This is a genomic window from Geotoga petraea (assembly GCF_900102615.1).
GTDB lineage: Bacteria > Thermotogota > Thermotogae > Petrotogales > Petrotogaceae > Geotoga > Geotoga petraea.
The window spans coordinates 1-25,355 of record NZ_FMYV01000013.1 but is presented as its reverse complement, the minus strand read 5'-3'; the positions used below and the strand labels follow the sequence as shown (position 1 = coordinate 25,355).

At 30.5% G+C, this 25,355-nt stretch carries 28 protein-coding genes, 2 tRNA genes, 1 rRNA gene and 1 other RNA gene; 18 read left to right on the top strand and 14 right to left on the bottom strand.

The features are described 5' to 3' along the window. Window positions 1–83: 83 nt before the first annotated feature. On the bottom strand, window positions 84–341 hold the full coding sequence (locus BLS00_RS10340) for a late competence development ComFB family protein (protein ID WP_176759913.1): 258 nt from the start codon (window positions 339–341) through the stop codon (window positions 84–86). A gap of 65 nt (window positions 342–406) precedes the next feature. After that, window positions 407–1,372: an adenine nucleotide alpha-hydrolase family protein gene (locus BLS00_RS10335; RefSeq protein ID WP_091405777.1), complete on the bottom strand. Its 966-nt coding sequence runs from the start codon at window positions 1,370–1,372 to the stop codon at window positions 407–409. A gap of 168 nt (window positions 1,373–1,540) precedes the next feature. Between BLS00_RS10335 and BLS00_RS10330 the strand changes: the two genes are divergently transcribed. From BLS00_RS10330 to BLS00_RS10315, 4 genes are all read left to right on the top strand, one after another. Next, on the top strand, window positions 1,541–3,139 hold the full coding sequence (locus BLS00_RS10330; RefSeq protein ID WP_091405775.1) for an AAA family ATPase: 1,599 nt from the start codon (window positions 1,541–1,543) through the stop codon (window positions 3,137–3,139). 17 nt (window positions 3,140–3,156) lie between these two features. Beyond that, window positions 3,157–3,774: a HEAT repeat domain-containing protein gene (locus BLS00_RS10325; protein WP_091405774.1), complete on the top strand. Its 618-nt coding sequence runs from the start codon at window positions 3,157–3,159 to the stop codon at window positions 3,772–3,774. A 53-nt stretch (window positions 3,775–3,827) separates the two neighbouring features. Further along, window positions 3,828–4,182, top strand: a transfer-messenger RNA (tmRNA) gene (gene ssrA, locus BLS00_RS10320). Window positions 4,183–4,259: 77 nt separating this feature from the next. Then, window positions 4,260–4,910 carry an HAD family hydrolase gene (locus BLS00_RS10315; RefSeq protein ID WP_091405772.1) on the top strand — a complete coding sequence of 217 codons (651 nt, stop codon included), beginning with the start codon at window positions 4,260–4,262 and terminating at the stop codon, window positions 4,908–4,910. Between the two features lie 35 nt (window positions 4,911–4,945). On the opposite strand, the gene xth is transcribed toward BLS00_RS10315, so the two are convergent. The 5 genes from xth to BLS00_RS10290 form a co-directional block, all read right to left on the bottom strand. After that, window positions 4,946–5,704 (bottom strand): exodeoxyribonuclease III, encoded by a 759-nt coding sequence (xth, locus tag BLS00_RS10310; RefSeq protein ID WP_091405770.1) that lies wholly within the window; start codon window positions 5,702–5,704, stop codon window positions 4,946–4,948. A gap of 12 nt (window positions 5,705–5,716) precedes the next feature. Then, window positions 5,717–7,297, bottom strand: coding sequence for an NAD(P)/FAD-dependent oxidoreductase (locus BLS00_RS10305; RefSeq protein WP_091405766.1), 1,581 nt, complete (start codon window positions 7,295–7,297; stop codon window positions 5,717–5,719). A gap of 154 nt (window positions 7,298–7,451) precedes the next feature. After that, a complete protein-coding gene (locus BLS00_RS10300; protein ID WP_091405765.1) occupies window positions 7,452–8,675 on the bottom strand; it encodes an aminoacetone oxidase family FAD-binding enzyme in 1,224 nt (407 codons plus the stop codon). Window positions 8,676–8,683: 8 nt separating this feature from the next. Then, window positions 8,684–9,526, bottom strand: a complete 843-nt coding sequence (locus BLS00_RS10295; protein WP_091405762.1) for a methyl-accepting chemotaxis protein — start codon at window positions 9,524–9,526, stop codon at window positions 8,684–8,686. Window positions 9,527–9,529: 3 nt separating this feature from the next. After that, window positions 9,530–10,291, bottom strand: coding sequence for an oxygen-binding di-iron domain-containing protein (locus BLS00_RS10290; protein ID WP_091405761.1), 762 nt, complete (start codon window positions 10,289–10,291; stop codon window positions 9,530–9,532). Between the two features lie 63 nt (window positions 10,292–10,354). Here BLS00_RS10290 and BLS00_RS10285 point away from each other — a divergent pair. Then, a tRNA-Arg gene (locus tag BLS00_RS10285) sits at window positions 10,355–10,429 on the top strand. Window positions 10,430–10,517: 88 nt separating this feature from the next. Here BLS00_RS10285 and BLS00_RS10280 read toward each other — a convergent pair. From BLS00_RS10280 to BLS00_RS10265, 4 genes are read right to left on the bottom strand one after another with little or no spacing between them, the layout of a single operon-like run. Continuing rightward, on the bottom strand, window positions 10,518–10,853 hold the full coding sequence (locus BLS00_RS10280) for a YraN family protein (protein WP_091405758.1): 336 nt from the start codon (window positions 10,851–10,853) through the stop codon (window positions 10,518–10,520). Then, on the bottom strand, window positions 10,853–11,149 hold the full coding sequence (gene gatC / locus BLS00_RS10275) for an Asp-tRNA(Asn)/Glu-tRNA(Gln) amidotransferase subunit GatC (protein ID WP_091405755.1): 297 nt from the start codon (window positions 11,147–11,149) through the stop codon (window positions 10,853–10,855). The genes BLS00_RS10280 and gatC overlap by 1 nt, the downstream gene beginning before the upstream one ends. 14 nt (window positions 11,150–11,163) lie before the next feature. After that, complete coding sequence (locus tag BLS00_RS10270) at window positions 11,164–11,538, bottom strand: hypothetical protein (protein ID WP_091405752.1); 375 nt, start codon at window positions 11,536–11,538, stop codon at window positions 11,164–11,166. Continuing rightward, window positions 11,538–11,993, bottom strand: coding sequence for a hypothetical protein (locus BLS00_RS10265; protein WP_091405749.1), 456 nt, complete (start codon window positions 11,991–11,993; stop codon window positions 11,538–11,540). Before BLS00_RS10265 ends, BLS00_RS10270 begins: the two co-directional genes overlap by 1 nt. A 134-nt stretch (window positions 11,994–12,127) precedes the next feature. On the opposite strand from BLS00_RS10265, the gene yfcE reads away from it, so the two are divergent. From yfcE to rplT, 9 genes are all read left to right on the top strand, one after another. Then, complete coding sequence (gene yfcE, locus BLS00_RS10260) at window positions 12,128–12,688, top strand: phosphodiesterase (RefSeq protein WP_176759912.1); 561 nt, start codon at window positions 12,128–12,130, stop codon at window positions 12,686–12,688. After that, window positions 12,685–13,776 carry an MFS transporter gene (locus BLS00_RS10255; RefSeq protein ID WP_176759911.1) on the top strand — a complete coding sequence of 364 codons (1,092 nt, stop codon included), beginning with the start codon at window positions 12,685–12,687 and terminating at the stop codon, window positions 13,774–13,776. The genes yfcE and BLS00_RS10255 overlap by 4 nt, the downstream gene beginning before the upstream one ends. Before the next feature lies 1 nt (window position 13,777). Next, window positions 13,778–14,473, top strand: coding sequence for a hypothetical protein (locus BLS00_RS10250; protein WP_091405742.1), 696 nt, complete (start codon window positions 13,778–13,780; stop codon window positions 14,471–14,473). 11 nt (window positions 14,474–14,484) lie between these two features. After that, on the top strand, window positions 14,485–15,114 hold the full coding sequence (locus tag BLS00_RS10245) for an N-glycosylase/DNA lyase (RefSeq protein WP_091405739.1): 630 nt from the start codon (window positions 14,485–14,487) through the stop codon (window positions 15,112–15,114). 29 nt (window positions 15,115–15,143) lie between these two features. Beyond that, complete coding sequence (locus BLS00_RS10240; protein WP_091405737.1) at window positions 15,144–15,347, top strand: FmdB family zinc ribbon protein; 204 nt, start codon at window positions 15,144–15,146, stop codon at window positions 15,345–15,347. Between the two features lie 57 nt (window positions 15,348–15,404). Next, window positions 15,405–15,480: transfer RNA gene (locus BLS00_RS10235), tRNA-Lys, on the top strand. Window positions 15,481–15,675: 195 nt separating this feature from the next. Next, window positions 15,676–16,209, top strand: a complete 534-nt coding sequence (gene infC, locus BLS00_RS10230) for a translation initiation factor IF-3 (protein ID WP_240724367.1) — start codon at window positions 15,676–15,678, stop codon at window positions 16,207–16,209. An 18-nt stretch (window positions 16,210–16,227) separates the two neighbouring features. Next, the gene (gene rpmI, locus BLS00_RS10225; protein WP_091405732.1) at window positions 16,228–16,431 is read left to right on the top strand and encodes a 50S ribosomal protein L35; all 204 of its coding nucleotides are present in this window, start codon (window positions 16,228–16,230) and stop codon (window positions 16,429–16,431) included. A gap of 28 nt (window positions 16,432–16,459) precedes the next feature. Continuing rightward, window positions 16,460–16,816, top strand: a complete 357-nt coding sequence (rplT, locus tag BLS00_RS10220) for a 50S ribosomal protein L20 (protein WP_091405730.1) — start codon at window positions 16,460–16,462, stop codon at window positions 16,814–16,816. A 37-nt stretch (window positions 16,817–16,853) separates the two neighbouring features. On the opposite strand, the gene BLS00_RS10215 is transcribed toward rplT, so the two are convergent. Next, a complete protein-coding gene (locus tag BLS00_RS10215) occupies window positions 16,854–18,179 on the bottom strand; it encodes a TldD/PmbA family protein (RefSeq protein ID WP_091405727.1) in 1,326 nt (441 codons plus the stop codon). Then, the gene (locus tag BLS00_RS10210; protein ID WP_091405725.1) at window positions 18,179–19,582 is read right to left on the bottom strand and encodes a TldD/PmbA family protein; all 1,404 of its coding nucleotides are present in this window, start codon (window positions 19,580–19,582) and stop codon (window positions 18,179–18,181) included. Before BLS00_RS10210 ends, BLS00_RS10215 begins: the two co-directional genes overlap by 1 nt. Before the next feature lie 104 nt (window positions 19,583–19,686). On the opposite strand from BLS00_RS10210, the gene BLS00_RS10205 reads away from it, so the two are divergent. Next, complete coding sequence (locus tag BLS00_RS10205; RefSeq protein ID WP_176759910.1) at window positions 19,687–20,868, top strand: phospholipase D-like domain-containing protein; 1,182 nt, start codon at window positions 19,687–19,689, stop codon at window positions 20,866–20,868. Window positions 20,869–20,919: 51 nt separating this feature from the next. On the opposite strand, the gene BLS00_RS10200 is transcribed toward BLS00_RS10205, so the two are convergent. Continuing rightward, the gene (locus BLS00_RS10200) at window positions 20,920–22,470 is read right to left on the bottom strand and encodes an Rqc2 family fibronectin-binding protein (RefSeq protein WP_091405719.1); all 1,551 of its coding nucleotides are present in this window, start codon (window positions 22,468–22,470) and stop codon (window positions 20,920–20,922) included. 110 nt (window positions 22,471–22,580) lie between these two features. On the opposite strand from BLS00_RS10200, the gene BLS00_RS10195 reads away from it, so the two are divergent. From BLS00_RS10195 to BLS00_RS10185, 3 genes are all read left to right on the top strand, one after another. After that, window positions 22,581–23,663 (top strand): AAA family ATPase, encoded by a 1,083-nt coding sequence (locus BLS00_RS10195; RefSeq protein WP_091405716.1) that lies wholly within the window; start codon window positions 22,581–22,583, stop codon window positions 23,661–23,663. Then, window positions 23,645–24,841, top strand: coding sequence for a vWA domain-containing protein (locus BLS00_RS10190; protein WP_091405714.1), 1,197 nt, complete (start codon window positions 23,645–23,647; stop codon window positions 24,839–24,841). The genes BLS00_RS10195 and BLS00_RS10190 overlap by 19 nt, the downstream gene beginning before the upstream one ends. A 251-nt stretch (window positions 24,842–25,092) precedes the next feature. After that, a 16S ribosomal RNA gene (locus BLS00_RS10185) occupies window positions 25,093–25,355 on the top strand; the annotation flags it as partial.

Sequence of the window (25,355 nt, the reverse complement as noted above, 5' to 3'; positions counted from 1 at the left end):
TTGTTTTAATTTTTTGTTGGGACGTTTTTTGTCATTTTTCATTTGTTTTTTACTACCAATTTGGTGTTTTTACACAATTTATTTTACAGACTCTTTCCAACTTTTATTATAGCTTTAACAATTTTATCTAAAATATCTATTCTAAGCTGAACTTCCATCATTTCGGCTTTTGAAATAGCCAGTCCTTTATCTGTGGATACGTATTTTGGAGTGATTTCATTTAAAACTATGGCTTTCACATCCTCCCTACATTTTGGGCAATCACAAAAATTTATTTCGTGAGTTTCTAAAATATCTTCATATATTTCATCAACAATTTTTTCCATTATGTTAACTAACATTTCATTTCCCCCCCAGAAAGAAAAGTATATAAACCATAACATTCACAATCAATTATACAATATTTTTACTTTTTGTTATAACCGACTACAGAAAACGTCCATAATTTGTTATTTGTACTTGGGGGATTCCATTTTGCGGAAATATCGAATGCAAATTCTGGTTTTAGTCGGCCATTTAAAATCCAGTACTTTGATTCTTCGTTGTTTATTATCCCTGGACTCGCTGTGATAATTAATTCTATTGGCCTATCCACTACGTCAACAGCGTCTATTGTTGTTTCTTTTTGCAATACTTCTATAATTTCATCTAAAATTTTTTTTGGTGGTAGTGGTTTTATATTAATTAACGCTATGTTTTTTGATAATGGTCCAACTATTTTCACATTGGCGATCTCTCTCTCATAATTGTGATAATCTAATACGTCATGTATGACTTCGTTAGAAACAACCATAGCTCTTGCATGGTAGTGGGTGTTTGCTGACATTTTCAAAAGATGTTTGTATTTACACCCTTCTCTGAAAGAGTTTTCCCCTATTCTTGGTATTTCAAAACCATAATAATCCAAGATTCCTTGAATAACTGGTTTATCCAAATTTAAAAGTGGAGAATACATTCCATTGTTTACCTTTAATCCAAGTTTACCCCATGAGTCAGATTGATTAGACCCTACAGCAACTATACCTTTGTAAAGCATTTTCTTTACTTTTCCAAGTTTTATGTCTCTTGTACATTGGTTACAATTTGGTCCGTGGTATAATAGTTTTTCCTGCTCTTTCTGACCATTGGTGAAAAACAATCTTAAGTCTAATTGATCTGCCAATGACAAAACCGCTTCCAGCCCTTTAGAGTACGAATAAGGTCCAAAACATGTGTTTATAAGTGTGATTTTTTCTTTTCCAATAGCAGCTTTAGCAAGAAGTGCGACAACTGTAGAATCTAAGCCACCGGAAAAGGCAATATACATTTTTTGATTTCCCACAGTTTCTCTTATTTCTTCTTTTAATATTTCAATTGTCTTTTCTATATTCATTATTATCACCCATTTTTATCTTATTTATTCAATTATATAGAAAGCTTTTTTCGATATTGTGAAATATCTTTATCGAAAATATTTTCACTATTAATATATTATTTTAAAATATATAATTATGCTATAATTTAAATATAAAATATAAATTTTTGAGGTTGGTGAATTTGATTGCTAATTTCTTTATCTATTAAAAACTTTGGCTTGTTTGATGAGGCTGAGGTAATTTTTGACAAAGGGTTAAATGTTATAACAGGGGAATCTGGAGCAGGGAAATCTATGTTTATAAATGCTTTGAGAGCATTTATTACAGGACAGATCCCCAACACATTGAAAGATCAAGAAGGTTCTATTTCTGCTTTTTTTACTCTTGATGAAAAGTTAAGAAAAGAATTGGATAATATTATAGATTTAGATGATGATGAATTAGTAATTTCAGGAAATTTCACGGCCAAAAGAATATTTTTTAGAATAAATGGGCAAATTATTCCAAAAGAAACAGTGAGAGAAGTTGGTAAATTTCTTATAGAGATAAATTCTCAAGATTCAAATGTTCTCTTAAGAGATGAAGGGTATCAAAATAATCTTATTTATGGTATCCTAAGAGATAAGTATTCTGAAGAATTTAAAGTGTATGACGAGAAGTACTCTGAATACTTAAGTTTAATAAAAAAAAGAGAAAAAATGCCGTCAGATAAAACAGAGTTGTACAGAAAAATAGATACACTCAATTACGAGTTAAATGAGATAAAAGGTGTTTCTCCAGAGTTGGGGGAAGACGAGGTTTTAACAGAAAAATATAAAGCTCTTGAAAACATAGAGGTTATCAAAAAAAATATATATGAATCAATGAATATCCTCAAAGACGCCGAAGATATAAACATTGATTACAACCTTGGTAATGTGGTTTATAACTTATCAAAAATACAGGATTTTGGTTTTAAAGATGCATACAACCTTTCTCTATCTCTTCAAGATGGTGTTTCGGATTTATATTCAATGGTGGAAAACAAGTTGAATGAACTGGAATTTGATGAAGAAGAGTTCGAGAATGTTTCAAATAGATTGAATTTGATAATGAATTTGAAAAGAAAGTATGGGCCTTCTTTACAAGACGTTTTAGAAAATGAAAAGATTTTCGAGAAAGAGTTGGAAGATCTTTATGAAATAAAAGAAAATATTGACACTTTAAAACCGAAATTAGAAAAATTAGAAAAAGAACTTTTGATAGAGTCTGACAAAATTATGAATTTGGCAAAACCCTATCTGGAAGATATGAAAAAAAGGATAGTTCAAAATCTAAAAGATTTGAATATGCCGGATTCTGATATAGATGTTGCCTTTAAAAAATTGAAAAAACCTACTGAAAATGGTTTTTATAAATCTAAATTTGTTTTGAAGACAAATCCAAAGTCTGATTTCATGGATCTATCTTTAATAGCTTCAGGAGGAGAGCTTTCAAGAATATTTTTATCTCTTGAGACTGTTTTAGGTAACGATTACAGCATGAGTACAATGCTTTTTGATGAAGTTGATTCTGGTGTAGGACCAAGAATGGCAGACATTGTAGGTGCAAAGTTAAAAGATTTGGCAAATAAAAAACAAGTTATTGTTATAACTCATATGCCACAAGTTGCTAACTTTGGTAACAAGCATTTTAAAATCATCAAAGAGAAAGAAAATAACAAAATAAAATCTACCATAAAATTGTTATCTTCTAAAGAAAAAGATAAAGAGATAAAGGAAATGTATGGAGATATTGTATATTGATTTGAGGAGTGTTATGAATGAATAGGGAAGATTTAATTCAAAGAGTTTTACAAGAAAAGGGAACTGATGCGATTCCAAATTTAATAAGGTTGTTGGACGAAGAGGATTCAGAAACAAGGGAGTTAGCTGTTGATGTACTCTCTGTTATGGGCAATGAAAGCCGAGATTATTTGCTAAAAGAATTTAAAAAAAGATTTGAAAAGAATACAGAAAATGATATAACACTTTTGTACTTGACTGAATTACTGTCAGATCTTAACTGTAAAGAAATAGTACCATATTTAGAAAGAATGATAAATAACTATACAGATGAGAGGGCTTTTCCAGTAATAATAGAAAACCTATTAAAACTTACAAAAGATGACAAGTATTTAGACATACTTCTAACATTTATGGATGATGGAAGTGAAATGGAAGAATTAGCTTTAATGTCAATCACTAACCTTCCATCAAAAAAAGTTGTAGATATATTGTCTGAGAAATATGAAAACAGTAAAGATAAATCAAAAAGAGCGTTAATAATGGACTCTATGGTAAAAGTACTGTTGGGAGATTTTGAATTGGTTCCTTATTTACAACAAATTAACCCTGATCTATCTAAAAAACTACAATGGCAAATAGAAAACCAGAGTTAACCTTGATTATATTTATTTTTAACTGATATATGCTATAATGATAAGCCCTACCAGGGGACGAAATGGTTTCGACGGGGTAAGACCGTATAGGGAAGCGAGCCGAGGATTTCGCAACCTCGTAAAAAAGCGATACAATAAACATAAACGCAGAAGAAAATTACGCATTAGCTGCGTAAGATAACGCAGCCGTCCTCTTACCAGTCTGGCACTTACTGGTAAGATGGATGTCATTACTAAGTGTCTTACATTGTAGCTTTATCATTCGGGCTACAGTGGAAATTTTAGAATGATAGATTACAAAGCTTCGCCCATGTAGCTCTTGTAATCGAAAATTAAACATGGACTGCGCTCGGAGAAGCCTATGCGGTTTTATTTCGGACGCGGGTTCGATTCCCGCCGTCTCCACCAAAAACAATTAAATGCACCTTTATGGGTGCATTTTTTATATGGTATAATGTAATGTATTTATTTTTATGAGGTGATTTATGAAAGAATATGCGGCATTTTTTGATATGGACAAAACAATATTGTCAGAAAACAGTGGACAACTTTTTTATAAGTATTATTTTAACAAGGGTGAGGTGAAATTTGTAGATTATTTAAAGCTTTTACCAATTCCGATTTTATATGCTTTTGGAATGCTCAAGTTAGAGTACATCTCAAAAGTATTATCTGATAAATATATTGGCCTATCAGAATCGGAAATATATAGCAAAACACAAAAATGGTTTGATGATTTTGGACACAAGTTTATAAGGGATAAAATGATTGATGAGATAGAATATCACAGGAATAAAAATGCTGAAATAGTTTTAATATCTGCCTCACCAAGAAATATATGTTACCCTGTTTTTTCACACTTGAATATGGATGAGCTCATAAGTACAGATTTGATAATCGAAAACAATGTTTTCAAAGGGATACAAGGTAATAGTGTTTATAAAGAAGAGAAGGTCAACAGAGCAGAAAAATTTTTAAAAGAAAACAACATGACTTTTGAAGATAGTTATTTTTATTCTGATTCAATATCTGACTTGCCATTATTGGAAAAGGTTGGCAACCCAGTTTGTGTGAATCCAGATAAAAAATTAGCCAAAATTGCAATTAATAAACAATGGAAAATATTAGAAGTATGAAAAACAGCGTTCTTATAAAAAGAACGCTGTTAAATTTATATTTCAATCATAATAGGGCAATGATCTGATCCGTATACCTCATTCAGTATATCAGCTTTTTTGACTCTATTTTTAATTCCTTCGCTAACAAAGAAATAATCTATTCTCCATCCCACGTTTCTCTCTCTTGCTTTTGTTTTGTAGTCCCACCAAGAATAATTATCTGGTTCTTGATTAAACATTCTAAAAGAATCATAAAATCCAGAGTCAAGAAATTTATCTATCCATTCTCTTTCTTCAGGTAAAAATCCAGAAACTGTTTCGTTATCTTTCGGCCTCGCAAGATCGATTTCTTTATGAGCTGTGTTAACATCCCCACAGACAATTATATTGGGCTGTTGTTTTTTATAATCATTTATGAATTTCAAAAAGTCATAATAAAAATCCATCTTGTAGTCTAACCTTTCCTGCTTTGATTTTCCATTTGGAAAATATATGTTGAAAAGAGAAAAATCTTCATATTCAGTCAAAAGAATTCTTCCTTCAGAATCATATTTTTCGTTTCCAAATCCATATTTAACCCCTTTTGGCTCTGGTTTTGAAAATGTAGCTACTCCTGAATATCCTTTTTTTTCTGCAGATGAGAAAAATTTGTAATAGTCACCATAGTTAAGGAGTTTTTTTGTTAGTTGTTGAGGTCTTGCCTTTGTTTCTTGAATAGCCAAAATATCTGGATTGTATTCTTCTAAAAATTCTAAAAGATTTTTTCTATATATTGCCCTTATTCCGTTAACGTTCCAAGAAATCAATTTCATTATAATGCCTCCTCAAATTTTATTGGTGTAATTGTTTATAATTTGTTCGGCTATTTTTATTCCATCTACAGCAGAAGAAGTTATGCCTCCAGCATATCCTGCGCCTTCTCCACCAGGATATAAACCTTCAATATTTACAGATTGCAATGAGTCATTTCTTAAAATCCTAACTGGCGAAGAACTTCTTGTTTCAAAACCAGTCAAAATTCCCTTATCTATAAAACCATTTATTTTGTTATCAAATTTTTGTATTCCGTATTTCAAATTTTCAGAAATATATTTTGGTAAATATTTTTCCAAATTATCTGAGTAGATTCCTGGTTTGTAAGAAGGTTGAGTTATATAATTTTTGCTTATTTTCCCTTCTAAGAAATCTCTTGCATTTTGAACTGGAGCAAAATAGTTCTTTTTAAAAGCGGATTTTTCTAAATTCCTTTGGAGTTCAATACCAGACAATGGGTTTTTATTTGGAAAATCATTTGTATTCACATTAACCAAAATAGCACTATTTGCATTATTTTTATTTCTTTTAAACTCGCTCATCCCATTGGTTACTATTGTATTTTCTTCTGAAGCTGAAGCAATAACCTGACCTCCCGGACACATGCAAAAAGTATATATACCTCTGTTGCCATTTTTTTCTGAAAGTTTGTATTCAGCTTGTGGAAGGATTTTCTCTTTGTAGAATTTTCCGTATTGATTTTTGTTTATTAATTCTTGTGGATGTTCTATCCTTACTCCCATAGAAAATGGTTTTTGTTCTAAAGATACTCCATTTTTTGCAAGCATTTCAAAAGTTTTTCTTGCACTATGTCCAATAGCTAAGATCAAAATTTCTGTTTTGATTGTATCTTTGTCGTTTATTTCTATAAATTCTATTTTGTTGTTTTTTAGTTTTATATCCGTGAGTTTTGAAGAAAATAAAAATTCTCCCCCTAAAGACTCAATTTTCTTTCTAATATTGTATACAACATTTCTCAATATATCTGTACCTATGTGAGGATTTTTTATATATTTTATTTCTTCTGGGGCTCCATTTTCTATAAACTCATCAAAAACTTTTTGTATCCTTCCGTATTTATCTTTTATCAAAGTAGTTAATTTCCCATCTGAAAAAGTTCCTGCCCCACCTTCACCAAATTGAATATTAGAATTCTCTTTTAAAATTCCATTATTCCAGAAATTATTTATATCTTCAACTCTTTTGTTAACAGGTTCCCCTTGTTCAATTATTAATGGCTTATAGCCTTCTTCGGCAAGTAATAACGCACTAAACATTCCTGCTGGTCCAGAACCAACAATTATAGGTCTTGAAGATAATTTTTTATCTCCTTTTTTTGGTGGCTCATAACCTTTTTCATTTATAGTCTGAACATATTTTAATTCTCCATATTTTTCTTCATTTTTGATTTTCAAATCAACAGAATAAACGAAATATATCATTTTTCTTTTTTGTCGGGCGTCTACGGATTTTTTGTTGATTTCAAAATCAATAATATCTTTTTTATCTATTTTGTATTTATCATTTAGAACATCTATTAAATCTTGTTCTGAATGATTGTATTGTAGTTTAATGTTATTTATTCTAATCATTGATAACTCCTTTTAATAGAAATCATAAAATAATTTCTGTTGTTAGATGCTGGTTGTTAGTTGTTAATAAAAACTTAAAAGCCTAAGCCTGCGCTGCGTACGTTCCCTCTTGCGCAAGAGGGAAGTAAAACAAAAATAATAAATATTTTGCTTTTTATTTCCAAGTGCTTTTTCCAGCAATATACCCAGAGCTCCAAGCCCACTGAAGATTATATCCTCCACAATCGCCAGAAATATCAATGACTTCGCCAGCGAAATAAAGATTTTTGATTATTTTCGATTCCATTGTTTTTTCATCGACTTCTAAAGTATTGACACCACCAAAAGTGACCTGTGAATTTTTCCATGATTTTGTTCCAGTTATGAAAAATGTCAGATTTTTTAAATTTTTTGACAAAGACATGATATCTTTCTCTGACAATTTTTCTGATGGAGAGTTGTGATTTTTAATACCCGATTTCACCAAAACCATGTTGATCAGTTTTGAATGAACAAGACCTTTCAAAAAATCTTTTATTTTTCGGTTTTTCAGTTCATTTTTTCTATTTAATAACATTTTGTCGAGCTCTACCTGGTTTATTTCATGGAAGAAGTCAATTGATGCAAATACTTTTTCATTTTTTTCAAGGTATTCGTGGGTAAAATGACTTACCTGCATAACTGGTATTCCAGAAAGGCCATAATCCGTAAACATTATTTCTCCAGTGTCTTTTGCTATTTCTTTCTTCTTGTGTTGGATGGTTATAGAGCCTTTTATCCTTATGCCTTTTACTTCTTTTGAAAATTTGTTATCAGTTTCAAGTTGTACCAAGGCTGGTTTTAAAGGAGTTATTGAATGGCCTAATTTTTTTATGACATCAAATATTGAACCATCTGACCCATGGTTAGGAGAAGATTTCCCCCCGGTTGCAATTATTAGTTTTTTTGATTTAACTTGTTTGTGATTTGAGCTTATTGTGAATATCTCGTTTTCTAATTCTATGTCGTGGATTTTGTAGCCGAGAAGTAGTTCTACGTCGTTTTCGGCCAAAAGAAATTCCAAAGTTTCAACAATTGTTGCTGATTCTTCTGTTACTGGATAAATTCTATTGTCTATATCTTTGGACAATACTCCAGATTTTTTAAAAAATTCAACAGTTTTAATATTGTTGAATTTATTCAAAGAAAAATTAGCAAATTGAACATTTTGCCCATGGTAGTTATTCAAAGATATATTTTTGTTTGTGTAATTACATTTTCCATTCCCTGTGGCATATATCTTTTTGCCCACCTTGTGGTTCCTGTCTATGAGTATTGTTTTATTTCTTTTTGAAGCTTTGATTGCAGCTATTGTTCCTGCAGCTCCAGCACCTATTACGGCAACATCGTAAATTTCCATGTGTACACCTACAAATTGATATTTTTAATATTTTTTTGCATGTTGATTATTATAGATATTATTTCATCAATATTTTCTATATCTTTTAATAGTTCTTTTAAATCATCTATAGTTAGATTTAAATTATCTCTATTTGATATTAGAGCGGAATTATTTTTATCCATTTCGTATATAATTTTTTTAAAAAGGTCCAAGTTATCCTGTGTTCTTTCCATGGATTTTTCTGTGATTTTTGTGAATACATTAAAAGTATCAGATAAATAGTTTATTTTTTTCAAAACGACGTTTATCTCTTTGCTTAAATCTTGAACTTTATCGGAAATTTTATCTGACGTTTCTTTTGTTTCTGTTGCGAGTTTTTTAACTTCGTTTGCGACAACAGCAAATCCCTGCCCGGCTTCACCAGCTCTACTGGCTTCTATTGAAGCGTTTATAGACAAAATATTTGTTTGTTTTGATATTCTTTTTATATTCTCTGTTAGACTGTTGACCTCTTTAAACTGATCAACCATATTTGTTATTGAGCTAATAGAATCATCTACTTGGGTCTGGATATCGGTTAATGAATTTCCAAGTTGATTTATTTCTGTAATCATGCTCTTGTTTTTATCGTTTATATTGTTTATTTCATCTTTTCCTTCTTTGACAAATTCGTCTATGCTATCAGAGGCTTTGTTCAATTCGTTTACTGAACCAATAATACTATAGCCTATCTCTTGCACGTTGTTATTTGCCTTTTTAAACCTTGAACCTATTATGTTATCAAGGTTTACTATAAAAGAGGTGAGTATATTTTCATGGTACAAATTGTTAGATAATTTTTGTATGATTTTTTTTTCTTTATTTTCCATAGCTTACACCCCGTATATGTTTTCAATTATATCGATTCCACATTTCAAGTTTTCAAACCATTTTAGAAATTCTTTATATTCTTGTTTTTTGTATAAAAGTCCATGTTGTGGAGCCATTAACTCAATATCATAATTTTTTATTAACTTACTCCAAACTTTACATGCTTTTGATGAAGTCATATATCTTTTGTGAAATCCTTCTATATTTTTTATATGATCTTGGAAATTATCCACAAAAACATTTCCTTTAGCTTCTATTACAGCAGTGCCTATGTCCCCGCTGAACAATATTTTTGAAATTGAGTCATAAACTGTAAAATTTCCTATTGAATGTAAAAAATGTGTAGGTATTATATCCATGCTATAACCATCTGAAAAAGTTATTTTGCCTCCGTTATCTTTTATAGGGACTATCTTAGAATTGTCAAATACTCCAAAGTGAGGTAAAAATCTTTCCCATAAACCTGATACATAGAATTTAGAATTTATAGAGTTTGCCCATAGAGATATACCAGATGAAACATCTGGGTCTTGATGAGAATAGAAAATTCCCTTTATTTTTTGAGGGGAAATAAATTCAACAACATTTGATAAAACCATTGGGAAAACATGAACTCCTCCTGGATCTAATAGAACTCCTTCATCTTTGTGCACCACCAAATATTGATTGGTAGTGACACCTTGTTTTTGCGAATCTTCAATACCCAATAAAATAAATTTATGGTCTTCATTTTCAAATAAAACCTTTGGTTCAATTATATTCATTTGTTAACCTCCTCGTTTGTATTGACAGTATAAACCATTTTTGTTATAATCTTTTGTATAAATGTCTTCATAGTTCAACGGATAGAACAGAGGATTCCTAATCCTCAGATCGAGGTTCGACTCCTCGTGGAGACACCAAAAACAAAGCGGTTTTTTGACTGCTTTGTTTTTATTTTATCATAAAAAAGACACAAAATGTCGGTTATAATAAAAACTCACAAAGAAATCAAATTCTTTGTGAGGGATAATGATTTATTTCAAGATTTTTGTTAACCGATATTACATCGATTCTTACTTCTTCAAAATTACCTTTGTATCTACTGATATAAAAATCAGCAGTTCTCATAACTTTTCTAAGCTTATTGATGTCTGCTCTTTCAGCGGGGTCATAGAGATCATCTTTCCCGCCTTTCACTTCTATAAAAACCAAAATATCTTTGTCTAATGCTATTATATCAATTTCTCCAAATTTTGTTTTAAAATTTCTGTCCAGAATTTTATAACCTTTTTTTAACAAATATTTTGTGGCCGTATCTTCATAGATAATACCTTGTTTATTCATTATCCATGAATTCCAGGCACTCTCAAATATTTGCCATTTTTTTCTGGGAAGTTCTCAATTATCTTTTCGCTATTTTCAAAATCCTCTACTTGGTCTTTGTGTAAAGGTGCCTTAATTTCCTTATTTATAGGGTTTGTAAGTTCTTCTGTTCCTTCAACGTTTATTTCGTCTAATTCTGACATATAATCTAATAACTTGTTTAAATCTTCTTTGATTATTTCTTCTTCTTCATAAGTTAGCTCAATGTTTGATAACTTTTTTAGTTTGTTGATTAGTTCATCATTTACTTTGATCATTTAAATTCCTCCATTTATTTTAATTCTATATATATTCTATCATCTTCCATTTTGAAATCTGATATTATTAAATTATCTGTAATAAAGTTTTTTGGTAGTCTAAGATAGATCTTATTTTTTTCAAACCTAACAAATGATGGTAGTTGTGATTTGTCCATTTTCTCTAAGGGTAAGTTATGAGTGAACACAAATTCTTCTGATGCTTTTTTTGGTATTTTTTCAATTTCTACCCTGTATTTTAGAAACAATACTTTTATTATGAATTTGTTGTTTTGAACTTGAAACTTTACAGAACTTCCCATTAAAAATCCTAAAAGTTCACCGTTAGACTTTTTTACAATGTTATTGATTATTTGTTTTATAAAATCTACGTCGAATTCTACAAACATCATTGATCCCTATAATTCAATTCTAATCTAAATTCATTTTCATCAACAGAAAGTTCTTTAACAGCCAAAGAACTTAAAGTATCGTTAATAATTGGATTTATATCTACTTTATTTAAATCTATTGTTAATTTATTATCTTCAGAATCAAAAACTCCTGTGAATTTCGATAGAATTTTAAAAACACCTTCAAGAATTTTTCTTATGCCCTCATCACCAGTTATTGAAAAATCCATAATACCTTTGGAAAGAGTTTCAGGCTTTTGTGTCATTTTGATAAGAGTGTCAAATTTAGCATCTTTTTTTAGAATGTTAACATCAACTTGGAAATGAATACCATCTTCTTTTAATTCAACATTCAGATTTTTTAATCCTTGTACATTGGTGTTTGCTTCAACAACTCTATCAATAAGATTATTGATAAATTCTTCATCCACATTGATTTTCAAATATCCCATATTAACCCCTCCTATGAATTAAACTGATTACAATTAAATTATAACATAATTGTTTATTGTTGTAATTAGAGTAAAATTCTTTTTAAGGTATTTTTGTGATAATATTGTTGTAGAAAAAATATGAGGTGATTAACTTGAAATTAGGTGTTATTAGCGATGTTCATGGCTCATCAGAATACTTAGTGAAAGCTTTGAAGTCTATTGGAATTGTTGATAGATACTTGCTTTTAGGAGATGTATTGTATCATGGAGCGAGAAATGATTTGCCTGAAGGTTATAATCCCAAAAAAGTGATAGATTTATTGAAAGATAAACAGTTTTCTTTTATCACAGGAAATTGTGATTCCCAAATAGACCATCATGTTTTGAACATTCCTGAACCAATTTACTATAAAACAGAGTCGTACAACGATATGAATATGTTTATGACTCATGGATGGACTCCAAAGATACAAGAGGCAATAGAGATGGCGAAGGAATTAAAGTGCAACGTACTCCTTTATGGTCACACTCACATACCAGAATTCACGAAAAACAACGGTATATACGTAATAAATCCTGGTTCAATATCTTTACCAAAAGAGGATAGTAAACATACAGCTATTAGAATTGAAATTGGAAATAACAAATATATTGTTGAGTTTATAGATATAATAAAAAATGAAGTATATAAAAGAGAGGAGTTGGAATTTTGAAAAGTTTAAGAATTTTATTGATTCTTCCGTTTTTCTCTGTGTTCACACAAGTTGGAATCGCTTCATCATTCCCACAAATTTTAGAGATGTTCGGAAACAATGCATTTTATACCAGTACTTTTATAGCCATTACACCATTTGTTTCTATGGCTTTAGGCTCTTTTTGGGGACCTATCTTAAGAAAATATGGCGAAAGAAAATCTTTCTTGACAGGATTAACTGGCTGGGGTATTAGTTTTTTCTTTGTTGCTCTTTTTTTGAATAATCCTTTATTAGCCATAGGTTTTAGGGCTTTACAAGGTGTTTTTGACCCCTTGTTTTTTAATATTGCTTTAACGGGAGTTTCTAAAGCAGATATTAGTTTGAAAGAAAAATCTAAATATTATGGATATGTTGAAATAATGGGAAGCTTAGGAGCAATTTTAGGGCCTCTAATTTTGGGAACTGGATTTATATATTTCCCAAATGTATTTTTGTTTGTGTTGGCAATATTTTTGACTGTATATGGTTTACTTACTTTTAAAAGTGTAGATGATGTTAAAATTGATTATTCAAAAAAAGAAAAGAAAAAGTTTTCCCCTGTAATATTCTTGGCAACAATTTTTGGTATCATAACATTAGTGGCTATTGTATCAAACCAAGTTATCATACCTGTATATGTTGAAAACAATTTTGGAATGCCTGTTTTGGGGAAAATATTATCTTCGGCGTTTTCATTATTTGTTATGCTTGGTAATTTCATGAAGCACAAGATTTATGGAGTAAAAAAATGGCTACCAATATCAGTAGGGTTGGTTATTTTTGTTTCTTATTTGTTTATGTCGAACCCACTTATTTACATTCCAATTGCAATTTTCAGTGGGCTCTTATTGGGGCTATCTTTAACTATGAGTAGTGAATATGCTTCAATATTATCCAAAGGATTTGAAGACACAGGGATGTCAGTTTTTTCATCTCTTAGGATTAGTGGGAATATTTTTGGTCCGTATTTAGCTGCTCTTAGTATGCCTTTTGTTCTCATAACTTTAAGTGCGATCACAATTGTTTCTGCTGGACTTTTAACTGTTTCAGAAGAAGAGGAGGATTAGCATGGATCAAAATATTCAAGAATTTACAAGTTTTATTTACAATTATTATGACACATTAATTGCTTCCATATGGATTTTACTGCCTTTGGCATTTTTTCTAAATTTTTTAACAAAATTTTCTTCTAAAGTTTCAATTTTTTTGATAGGATTTTATGGATCCTATTCTTTATTAATTCCATATCTATTAAAAATCGAGCAAGTGAATAATTTAATACAAGAATACGCAGATTTTAAAGTTTTCATATTTTTTATTATCAGTTTTATTTTTGGAATGATATTCTACAGTATTGTTAAGATAGCCATGTCTTTAGGTGGTTTTATTTTAGGAGGATTACTGGGCTATAATTTGGGTAATTTTTTAATTAGTTCTAATTATGAATACTTAGAACAGTTACCCTTTGACCAGGAAGTTTTACCTTGGATAGGTTTTATTGTTATAGGAGCTATTTTGGCATTAGTTATATCGAAAAATTATAATAAAATTATTTCTGGTATTTCAATATTGTTTGGTTCCGTTTTACTCTCATTTTACACTATCTACATATTAGAAAAGTTTGTAGGGTTGGAATTGGGAGGCAATCAATTATTAAACGAGTTAAAAAATATAAGTGACGTTGAATTTTATTCTTTGATTATTGGGTTTATAATATATGCTGGATTGGGATTTTATACTTTGAGAAAAACTAATAAAGAATAAGAGGTTTTTAAATGAATGATTTGATTAACAAACTAAACAGTATAAAACCAATTATAAAAGATGAAGTAGAAACAAGATTTAATGAGTTTAAAGATTTAGGTGAAAATGGGGATAAATTAGACCTTTTTTCTGAACTATCGTTTTGTGTAATGACTGCAAATTGGTCTTCAAAAGGTGGAATAAAAGCACAAAATTATATAGGCAAAGAATCTTTTGCGAATTTAGATGAAAAAAAATTGAACAAAAAGATGAAAGAAGTTGGACACAGATTTCCAAATACAAGGACAAAATATATAGTTGCCAATAGATGGATTATAGATGAACTACCTGAAATCATAAAAAAGGATCCTTATGAATCAAGAAAATATATAGCTAAAAATGTAAAAGGAATTGGTTGGAAAGAAGCAAGTCATTTTTTAAGAAATGTTGGGGTAAAAGATTTGGCCATTTTGGATAAACATATAATGCGAATTATGCAAAAAAATGGTATGATTTTGGAAATCCCAAAATCAGGTTGGTCTGAAAATAAGTATTTAGATATTGAAGAAAAACTTCGCCCATTATCTTTGAAGTTCGGTGAAGATATGGGGAAATTGGATTTATATCTTTGGTATTTAGCAAAAGGGACAATAGACAAATGATTAGATAAAAAAACAAAGGAGATGATTACATGCCAATTTATAGATATAAATGTAAAGATTGTGGAGAAGAGTTCACAGTTATGCATTCTATGAATGAAAAACCAAACATAAAATGTGAAGTGTGTGGATCTGAAGCAGAAAAGATTATTGGAAATATAGGAATTTCATTCAAAGGTTCAGGTTATTATGTTAACGATTCTAAAAAAAGTGATAACAAAGCAAAAACAAAGTGATTATTACTTGACAAATATTTGACACTATTGTATAATTTAATTCGGATATTTTAAAGTGGGCTATTAGCTCAGTTGGCAGAGCGGCTGACTCTTAATCAGTAGGCCGCAGGTTCGAATCCTGCATGGCCCACCATAATAAAATAAGCGGAAGTCACCCAATAAAGCTTCCCACCTCGGACAAGAAAGTCGGCAGGGGTTAATTAATAATATTTAATTGCTGTGTGTTTATATATTTAAACACAAACGGGTGACTTTATACAAGTCACCCGTTTATTATTATTTTTAAAAATCAAAAAGGATGGTGATACTCATAAGCGATAAGAACAAAGTGGTAAAGAATGAAGGGATCAGGGCTTCAAAAGTATTGCTTATTAACGCCGAAGGCGAAAAAGTAGGGCAAGTATCAAAACAAGAAGCTTTGAAATCAGCAAGAGAATCGGGATTAGATCTAGTTCTTGTTGCGCCAAATGCAAAACCACCTGTTGTTAAGGTTATGGACTACGGTAAATATGTTTATGAAAAAGAAAAAAAAGAAAAGGAAGCAAAAAAGAACCAGAAAAAACAAGTATTAAAAGAAATGAAATTTAGATTGAGAATCGATGATCATGATTTTGACACAAAAGTCAATAAAATAAGAGATTTCTTATTGGAAGGTAACAAAGTAAGGGCTGTAATCATGTTCTTGGGAAGGGATATTATGTTCAAAGATAGAGGTAAAGAATTAATAGATAGAATTGTGGAAGAAACAAAAGACATTGCAAATGTTGGTAGGAAAGCAAAAATGCAAGGTAGAGACATGGACATATTCCTTGAGCCTGATCCCAAAAAAATAAGACAATATAACAAAAATAAAGAAAGCTAAAATTAAGGAGGCAGTACTATGGCTAAACAAAAAATAAAGACAAAAAGTGCAGCAAAAAAAAGATTCAAAGTTACTGGAACAGGGAAAATAATTAGACATAGAAGTCACACAGGCCATAACACAGGTAAAAAGAAAAATTCTAAAATGAGAGCTTTAAAGAAACAACAAGTTATAGATCCTGCTTTTGAAGATGCAGCTAAGAAATTATTAGGCCAAAAATAATAAAGATGAAGGAAAGGAGACATGAACAATGAGAGTTAAAAGAGCAGTTACTTCAAGGAAAAAGAAAAAGAAATTTTTAAAAGCTGCAAAAGGTTATAGGGGTGCAATGAGCAGAAGATACTCATTGGCAAAACAACAATTCTATAGATCAGGAGCATATGCTTACCAAGGTAGAAAGAAGAAAAAAGGTGACTTCAGAAGGCTTTGGATTACAAGAATTAATGCAGCAGCAAGAAATGAAGGTATTAAATACAACGAGTTAATTCATGGATTAAAAATCGCAAACATTAACATAAATAGAAAAATGTTATCAGATATTGCTATTAACGATTATGATACCTTTAAAGAATATGTAAAAATCGCTAGAGAAGCATTAAATGCATAAAAAAAAGAGAGCTTAAGCTCTCTTTTTTTTAAGCGTATTATTTTCCGCCAACACTCATATTTTTTATCAACATGGTAGAACCAGAGATAGAACCAGTGTATTTAAAGTCAGAAGAAATATCGTCAATATTTTCTAATAGTTCAGGTATTGTTCCTGCAAGAGTCATTCCTCTAAAACTTCCAGAAAATTCACCGTTTTCTAAAATCCTTCCACTGATTTGAACAGAAAATCTTCCTGAAACTGGGTCTGCTGTATGGAGTCCCATTATATTTTCTATGTAGAGTGCTTTTTCTTGTTTTAATATTTTTTTCTTAGTTGTTGTGGTCAAAGCATGCATATTTATTGTTGAAATACTTGGGATTGGGGAATTAGATGAAGCAAACGCATTCCCTTTTGGCTCTTCACCTAAAGCATTTGCTGAATAAATGTTGTGTGCATAATTCTTCAAAACACCTTTTTCAATGAATGGGTATCTCGATGTATTTGTGCCTTCATTATCAAAACTGCATATAATTGGGGCAGAGCCGTTCATTGGGTCGTGAATTAGAGTAAGTTTAGAAGAAGCCACCTTTTCTCCTTTTTTATCTTTAAAGAAAGATTTACCTTTATAAACATTTTCACCAGATAAAGAACTAAAGACTATTCCAATAAGTTGAGCAGAAGTAAATGGAGATAGAATTATATTGTATCTACCAGAATTCAGAATTTTTGCTTCTAAACCGGCTAAAGCTTTTTCAGCAGCATTTTTAACTATTTTGTTAGTATCTATAAGTCTGTAACTTTGTGATATTTCAAAGTCAAATCCCATTGAGGATTTATCGCCATCTACTGCAGCAAGCATGATAGATGCAGAAGATGTTGTGTAATTTGCATGTTTATATACATCGTTTGTGTTAGCAAAAATAACCTTTGTCAAGTTTGTGCTGAATTCAGCACCTCTCACAAATTTTATTCTTTCATCATATTCTCTTGCTGATTTTTCCATATTTTCAGCTAATTCAATGATTTCATCAATTTCCAATTCTTTTGTGTCTTCGTCATAAGCCCAGTCTATATAAGTGAATTCTTTGTCATTTGAAATTCCGTTATTTTCATCTTTTTCAGAATATTTAGCCATACTAATAGCTTTTTCAGCTGCTTTCATGAGCTCTACTTCTTCCAGGACATTTGTCATGCTATTAGATACTCTTCCGTTTTCTGATATAATTTTTATACCTGCGTTACCCTTTTCTCCTTCGGTTAATTCTTCCAATTTCCCATTAGAAAAGGATACTTTTTTCGATTTATTGCTAAATACGTTAATTTGTCCTTCAAATCCTTGTTCGTTTATATAATTTAGTACTTTATTTATTCTTTCTTTCATTAGTTTGTTCCCCCTTTAACTACTCCGCCAACTATTATTTTTGGAATTCTAATTGTAGGTTGCGCGTCTGAAACTGGAGCACCTTGTCCATCTTTACCACAAGTACCAACTGCATAACCAAGATCATTTCCGACCATATCAATTGTTTTTAGTACTTCTAAGCCATTTCCAACTAAAGAAGCACCCTTTATTGAATTTTTTATTTCACCATTTTTTATAATATAACCTTCTGTAACTTTGAATTGAAAGTCTCCAGAGATAACGTCAACTTGACCTCCACCCATTTTTCTAACAAAAATTCCATCATCTACAGATTTAATAATATCTTCTGGATCATCTTTTCCTGGAGCAATAAAAGTATTTCTCATTCTAACAATTGGAAGATGCATGTAAGTTTGTCTTCTTCCGTTGCCTGTTGATTTTGTGTCGAATTTTTTGGCAGTTAATCTTGAATGCATATATCCTTTTAAAATGCCATTTTCAATCAACACAGTTTCTTCTGTTTTAATTCCTTCATCGTCATAATTGAGAGTACCTCTTTTATTTTTAATAGTTCCATCATCTTTTACTGTAACTTTTTCAGAAGCTATTTTTTGACCAACTTTATCTCTATAAACAGAACCAGAAAGAACTAAATCAGCTTCCATACCGTGTCCACAAGCTTCGTGAACCATTGTTCCTCCTGCTTCAGAAGATAATACCACTGTGAACTCTCCTGCTGGAGCATCTTCCCCTTCTAATTGGCTGATTGCTTGCCTTACAGAATCATCACATAATTCTTTTATCATTTTATCATCAAAGAATTCGTAACCCATATTAGCTCCATTGCCAGAAATACCAGTAAATATCTGTCCATTTTCATCTGTGATATAAGTCATAACATAAAAAACAGGATATCTTCTTACATCGTTAGAAATTTCTCCATCAGAATTAACTATTTTAACTTTTCTAAAAGAATCCATATACCTGATTGTGATTTGTGAAACTCTTTTATCCAAACTCTTTGTATAATCAACAGCCGTATTGATTTTTTCAATTTTTTCTTCGGTTTTTACATCATCAAAATCTCTTTTAACACTGTTGTTGTCCAATTCTGGATTTTCTTTCAACTCTTTAACTTCTACCTGCTTTTTAAAATTTCTTTTTTTAGCAGATTTTGATAAATTTTCTGCCAATTTTTTTAAAGCTTCATATTCAGGTGAGTTAGTGTGTGCAAAAACAGTTTCTTCTCCTTCAGTAACTCTTATGCTGGCACCTTTTCTGGAGTTGAAAGTGCTGTCTTCGATCTTACCATTATCATAACTGATAAGATTTGATTCGGATTCTTCAAAAAAAATCTCAGCATATTCTCCACCTTCAGATAATGCTGTATTTAATATTTCCAAATATTCAGATTGGTTCATTTTTTTACCTCCTCGTTAAATCAATATCTATAAAAATTATACGCTTACCTAATTTAAAAATCAAATAATTATGTTATAATTTCTTAATGAATGGGGGGTGTAAAATGAAGAAAAAACTCTTAATTATTTTATTAATGATTGTTTTAACAGTAGTACTATCTGTTAATTTTAATTTAAATATGGATTTAGGAGACTCGATAAATATAGCAGATGTAGAAAGTTTTGAAGGTGAGTTACCAGGGAGTTATATGAACGATGATGAGATATATTTCAGGGCTGATGGTTCTAAATCTGTATATTCTTTTAAAATAAACGATATGGACTTTGAAATAAACATAAGAAATGCAACAGAAGATGCAACGGTTTTTTTTATCAACGAGTTTAAAAAAGAAAGAAATGAAAAAGCCTTTAATTATCTTTTAAATGAGATTGAAAAAGCAGAAAAATATATTTATATGTCTCTATACGATATTGATAATGAATATTTTTATAATCAAATTTTAAAAAAAGCGGATGAAGGCGTTGATATAAAAATAGTTACAGAGGAAGACAACAAAAATAATTACTCAGAAAAATTAGTCAAAAATGAAAAAATAGAATTGATATACGATGGTAATTATAGATTAATGCACAATAAATTTATTATTATAGACGGATATTTGTTGATTACTGGAAGTACGAATATGTCTGATAATGGGTTGAATTATAACAATAACAACTTGGTTTTTATTTATAATAACGAAATAACCGAAAATTATATGCTTGAATTCAGAGAACAATTTTATGATAAAGAATTTGGTAAAAAAGGTGAATCGGAAAAAGTCTATAAAAAAATTAAGTTAAAAAACTCAGAAATTAGTACATTTTTTACTCCAGATGAAGATTATCAAAAGGTAATATTAGATTATATAAACAATGCAGAAAAAGAGGTAAAAGTAATGATATTTACATTTACAGATTCTAACATAGCCCAAGCATTAGCAGATGCATATAATAGGGGAGTCGATGTCAAGGTAATAACAGAAACTTTCCAGTCTGGATCAAGATGGTCAGTCTATGGAGATTTTCAAAATAAATTTCCTTTCATACTCGACAAAAACAACAAAACATTCCACCATAAATTGTTGCTGATTGATGATAAACATATTTTGACAGGATCTTATAACTTTACAAAATCAGCACTGGAAAATAACGATGAAAATGCTGTGATAATAAGCAATAATGAGGAATTTTATAAAGCATATGAAAATGAGTTTGATTTTCTTTGGGAAAAATACTCTAAATAAAAAGCCAATAACCTCCAACAAACAATAGAATAAATTGCAAAGCAATTTATTCTATTGTTTTGGGGTTACAAATATAGTTGAAAAGTTTTCATAAAGCCACATTCCAGGTTTTGCCCCTTTTGGTTTCCAAACATATTTTGGGGTTGTATAATCGACAGGAACATTATTGGACATTTTAGCTCTTGAATTGTAAGCTTCTATTTCTGCGGCCCTTTTTATAACCTCTTCTGGGATTTCTTTTCCAGCACCTTTTATTAAAACATGAGAACCAGGGATTTCATGTGTATGCAACCAAATATCATCTTTTGATGCGCTTTTTGTTAGCTCATCATTTTGCTTGTTGTTTCTACCAACTAAAATTTCAAATCCTTTATATTCGAATTTTTTGAAAGTGCTCTTTGGTTTTTTTCTTCTTTTCTTCTTGTTAATTTGTATTAGTCCTTCATCTATCATTTCTTCTCTAATTTCTTCCAGTGTATCCAAATCATCTGAAATATCCACAGTGGAATACAATTGATAATAATAATCCAGCTCTTTTTGTATTTTTCTCAGCCTTTTCTTAGAGTGTAAAACTCTCTTTTTCAATTTATCAACTTTGTTAAAGTATTTTTCAAGGTTTGTTGATGGATTTTTCAAAGAATCTAATTCTATTTTTACATTTTTATCGTTCTCCCAATCGTATACTTCTATAAACTCATCACCTTTTTTTGCCTGATACAAATAAGTTTTAAGCAACTCTCCTTTTTTTATAAGGTTGGGAATGTCCTTTTGCTTTTCTATATCCGCTAATAATTTTGCTTTTAAACTCTCTTTTTTTTCAATGGTTTTTCTCAATTTTTTCTCTAAAATCTTTTTCAATTCTAAATATCTTGATTTATTTGCTCTTTCACTGAAAAGTTTATCTATTGCTTTTGATGGAGGTAACTCCTCAAAATTGTAATTATTGGGGGTTATTGCAGAAATATCAGGATTTTCATCTTCGTCATGAAATAAAAATATTTTTTCATTTTTCATATCTTCTTTTGCTTTTTCTATCCCAATTTCATTGATAAATCTTTTAGATTTAGCTGCCAATCCCATAACATTTTTCATATCATCAAAATCTTCAAAAATAGTTTTTTTCTCGTCATCATAAAATGGCTTATAAAATGCTCCGGGAAGAATAGTTCTCCTATCGTCATTCATCTTTTTCCAGGAATCTATGATCTCGTCTTTTTTATTGGTTAGAATAAGATTAGAGTTTCTTCCCATCAACTCAAAATAAAGCTTGTAAGTTTTTTCTTGCCCTATATAATCAATTCCATGGAATAATAAAAAACCAGCTCTATCAGTTTTTATTTGTTGTGCTTCTTTTAAAAACATTCCTTTAATATTCTTTCTTAATAGTTGTGCAAAATTCAAAGGGTTATCTGGTATATCTGGCTTATTTTCCAATAAACTTATATATGCGGGATTTGAAAGTGAAAATAAAATAAATTCAGATTTAAATTGTAATAGAATTTGACTGTTAACAGGCTGATATATGTTTTTTAATTTATGATTATTCATTTCTTTCCCAATTTCTCTAATTATTTTGTTAAATACTATTCCGTCTAATGGCATTGTTAAATCCTCTCCTTTTTATATATTATAACATTTATATTTTTCAAGTTAATAATATTATCTATGTTATAATTATTTAGAAGAAAGAATTAGTTAAAGGAGGCAACGCAATGAAACCAAGCGACGTAAAATTTTTATCAAAAAAAATAATGCAATCAAATGAAGTGCCATTATTATGGGGGCATTTTGGTGTAGGTAAAACTGATATAGCAAAACAAATAGCTGAAGAAACAGGAAGGGAATTAATAATCCTTGTGATATCTCAGATGGAACCTGGAGATTTAATAGGTATGCCTTCAAGAGATGAAAATAAAACAACTTTTTTAAAACCAGATTGGTGGCCTGAAAAAGAAAATTCAATAATATTAATAGATGAAATAAATAGGGCTCACAGGTCGATAAGAAATGCCATAATGCAACTTTTAATAGATAGAAGGATTCATAACCACATATTACCAAACGACTGTTGGATTATGGCCGCAGCTAACCCCCCAGATGAAGAATATGACCAAGTTGAGTTGATAACTGACCCTGCTTTTATGTCAAGATTTTTCCATTTGGACATATCTCCAAATGATAAAGACTGGATTGAATGGGCTAATAACGTTGGTATAGATAAAAACACTATAAACTTTATAGAAAATTATCCTGAATATTTATCAAATGATAATCAAATATCAATTAGACTTGATCTCAGGCCTTCTCCAAGAAGTTGGTTTAAACTATCAAAAGTGATAAACAATTTAAACGAAGATGAACTAAAAAAATATGGTTATTCATTAGCTGCTGGTATTGTTGGTTCAGATTCTGCAAGAGCTTATATAAACAATTTAAACAATAAAACGACCCTTCCAAAGCCTGAAGATGTAATTCTTTATGGAAAAAGCTTTGATAGATTGAAAAAATTAAATGATGATGAAAAAATTAACATGATAATGAGGATTAATAATTATATTGAGAGAATCCAAGAATCAGATATGATAAACATAATAGATAACAACGAACATCAAACTATAGCAAAAAATATAAAGGCTATATCAGAATTCATTCCTAAAGACAGTATTTTCTCAATATTGAGAAACCTAAATAACTTAGTTGAAAATTCAAAAGGATTAAAAAGAGCTTTCTATGATAAATTGATGGAAGAAATAGCTTTGACCTTGGGGGATGAACAATGGCTACAAGAAATATAGATAATGTAATAGAAAAAGCCTGGATTGAACTTGCAAAAGAAAACATATTTTATTCAAATGCAAGAATGAGATTTACCCATGTTGAAAGTGAAACCGTTAGAACCATAAAATTGATAATAGGTTCTGATGGGAATTTTAAACTGGTATATAATCCAAGAAGAATATACAATAAAGGCGTCGCTTTCACAAAAGCACTCATAAAACATGAGCTTTTTCATATAATATTTGGTCATATATTTATAAAAATAAAAAATAAAAGAGAAAAAAGCATTTGGGATTTAGCTATGGATGCATCAGTTAACCAATATATTAGAGAGTTTGATGCAATGGCTGAACCGCTTGATACAATGTTATCAGAAGGGCACGCTCCAGATGGCGAATTTATGTTTGTCACAGCTCCACCTGATATGCTAAATAAAACAGCTGAAGAATATTTTGAATATGCCATGAAATTTTTTGAAGACAACAAATTAATTGATCTTGAAGAGATAGAAGATAAAAGAAATGAAACAGATTCTCATGAATTTGAATCAGAAATAACTCAAGAGATGGCTTTTGATATTGTAAGTGAATTTGTTCAAAAATCTTATGATAAAAGTGCTGGTGACACATTAGAACCACTTGAAATAGCTCACAAGGTGATAACCGGGAAATCCAAGCTGGATTGGAAAACCATATTAAGACGATTTTTTGGAAGTTCTGTAGTAACTGATGAATATAGAACCATAATGAGACCTAATAGAAGATATGATTCTCAACCAGGCTGGAGAAAAATCAGAGGCCCTGAAGTTGCTGTTATAGTAGATACCAGTGGTTCTATAGTAGAAGATGAATATGATAGTTTTTTTTCTGAAATAGAGGAAATAACACGAACTCTTGGTGGGACTTTACACCTTATTCAAGCTGATAGCAAAGTACAATCAACTCAAAAATATGTTAAAGGCAAATGGAAAAATTTAACTTTAAAAGGTAAAGGTTCTACTGATTTACAACCTGCAATAGATTACGTGGAAGAATCATTGAGACCAGAAGGAATAATTGTTTTCACAGATGGTTTTACAGAGATGCCAAATATAAAAAGAAGATCTTTATTTGTATTATCCAAAAATTATAATCCAGATTTTTTTAATCAATCAATACAATATTATGGCACAAAATCAGCGATTATAATGAATTAAAAACAAATGCACGCCTGAAAAGGTGGAAGAGGTTAAGGAACAAGAAAGGAATAGTTAACAACAAAGCAATTGACAAAAATAGGGATAATGTGATAGTATTAACTTCGGCTTTCGTAGCCAAAAGAAAATTTAAAAGTGAAACAAAATAGAAGAAGGAAGAGAAGCTCTTTGACAAGTGGATAGAGGCCAAGCCAAGGAAGAAAAGGAACAAGGAAGAAGACAGTGAAAGACTGAGAAGACAGGAAAAGGACTGGAAGAAGGGTTTGATCCTGGCTCAGGGTGAACGCTGGCGGCGCGCCTAACACATGCAAGTCGAACGGAGAAAGGGGAGCTTGCTCCTTGAGTATCAGTGGCGAACGGGTGAGTAATACGTAGGGACCTACCTCACGGACAGGGATAGCTACTGGAAACGGTAGGTAAGACCGGATAATATCGAGAGATAAAAGCAGAGAAGCGCCGGGAGAGGGGCCTACGACCCATCAGGTAGTTGGTAGGGTAAAAGCCTACCAAGCCG

Coding starts and splice junctions, on each gene's coding strand:
- rplT (WP_091405730.1), top strand. CDS start 16,460: ATGAGAGTTAAAAGAGCAGTTACTTCAAGGAAAAAGAAAAAGAAATTT.
- BLS00_RS10205 (WP_176759910.1), top strand. CDS start 19,687: ATGAAGAAAAAACTCTTAATTATTTTATTAATGATTGTTTTAACAGTA.
- BLS00_RS10200 (WP_091405719.1), bottom strand. CDS start 22,470: ATGCCATTAGACGGAATAGTATTTAACAAAATAATTAGAGAAATTGGG.
- rpmI (WP_091405732.1), top strand. CDS start 16,228: ATGGCTAAACAAAAAATAAAGACAAAAAGTGCAGCAAAAAAAAGATTC.
- BLS00_RS10335 (WP_091405777.1), bottom strand. CDS start 1,372: ATGAATATAGAAAAGACAATTGAAATATTAAAAGAAGAAATAAGAGAA.
- BLS00_RS10245 (WP_091405739.1), top strand. CDS start 14,485: ATGAATGATTTGATTAACAAACTAAACAGTATAAAACCAATTATAAAA.
- BLS00_RS10300 (WP_091405765.1), bottom strand. CDS start 8,675: ATGGAAATTTACGATGTTGCCGTAATAGGTGCTGGAGCTGCAGGAACA.
- BLS00_RS10270 (WP_091405752.1), bottom strand. CDS start 11,538: ATGTTTGTAGAATTCGACGTAGATTTTATAAAACAAATAATCAATAAC.
- BLS00_RS10290 (WP_091405761.1), bottom strand. CDS start 10,291: ATGAATATAATTGAACCAAAGGTTTTATTTGAAAATGAAGACCATAAA.
- BLS00_RS10240 (WP_091405737.1), top strand. CDS start 15,144: ATGCCAATTTATAGATATAAATGTAAAGATTGTGGAGAAGAGTTCACA.
- BLS00_RS10315 (WP_091405772.1), top strand. CDS start 4,260: ATGAAAGAATATGCGGCATTTTTTGATATGGACAAAACAATATTGTCA.
- BLS00_RS10190 (WP_091405714.1), top strand. CDS start 23,645: ATGGCTACAAGAAATATAGATAATGTAATAGAAAAAGCCTGGATTGAA.
- BLS00_RS10195 (WP_091405716.1), top strand. CDS start 22,581: ATGAAACCAAGCGACGTAAAATTTTTATCAAAAAAAATAATGCAATCA.
- xth (WP_091405770.1), bottom strand. CDS start 5,704: ATGAAATTGATTTCTTGGAACGTTAACGGAATAAGGGCAATATATAGA.
- BLS00_RS10250 (WP_091405742.1), top strand. CDS start 13,778: ATGGATCAAAATATTCAAGAATTTACAAGTTTTATTTACAATTATTAT.
- gatC (WP_091405755.1), bottom strand. CDS start 11,149: ATGATCAAAGTAAATGATGAACTAATCAACAAACTAAAAAAGTTATCA.
- BLS00_RS10210 (WP_091405725.1), bottom strand. CDS start 19,582: ATGAACCAATCTGAATATTTGGAAATATTAAATACAGCATTATCTGAA.
- BLS00_RS10280 (WP_091405758.1), bottom strand. CDS start 10,853: ATGAATAAACAAGGTATTATCTATGAAGATACGGCCACAAAATATTTG.
- BLS00_RS10295 (WP_091405762.1), bottom strand. CDS start 9,526: ATGGAAAATAAAGAAAAAAAAATCATACAAAAATTATCTAACAATTTG.
- BLS00_RS10215 (WP_091405727.1), bottom strand. CDS start 18,179: ATGAAAGAAAGAATAAATAAAGTACTAAATTATATAAACGAACAAGGA.
- BLS00_RS10305 (WP_091405766.1), bottom strand. CDS start 7,297: ATGATTAGAATAAATAACATTAAACTACAATACAATCATTCAGAACAA.
- BLS00_RS10325 (WP_091405774.1), top strand. CDS start 3,157: ATGAATAGGGAAGATTTAATTCAAAGAGTTTTACAAGAAAAGGGAACT.
- BLS00_RS10265 (WP_091405749.1), bottom strand. CDS start 11,993: ATGGGATATTTGAAAATCAATGTGGATGAAGAATTTATCAATAATCTT.
- BLS00_RS10340 (WP_176759913.1), bottom strand. CDS start 341: ATGTTAGTTAACATAATGGAAAAAATTGTTGATGAAATATATGAAGAT.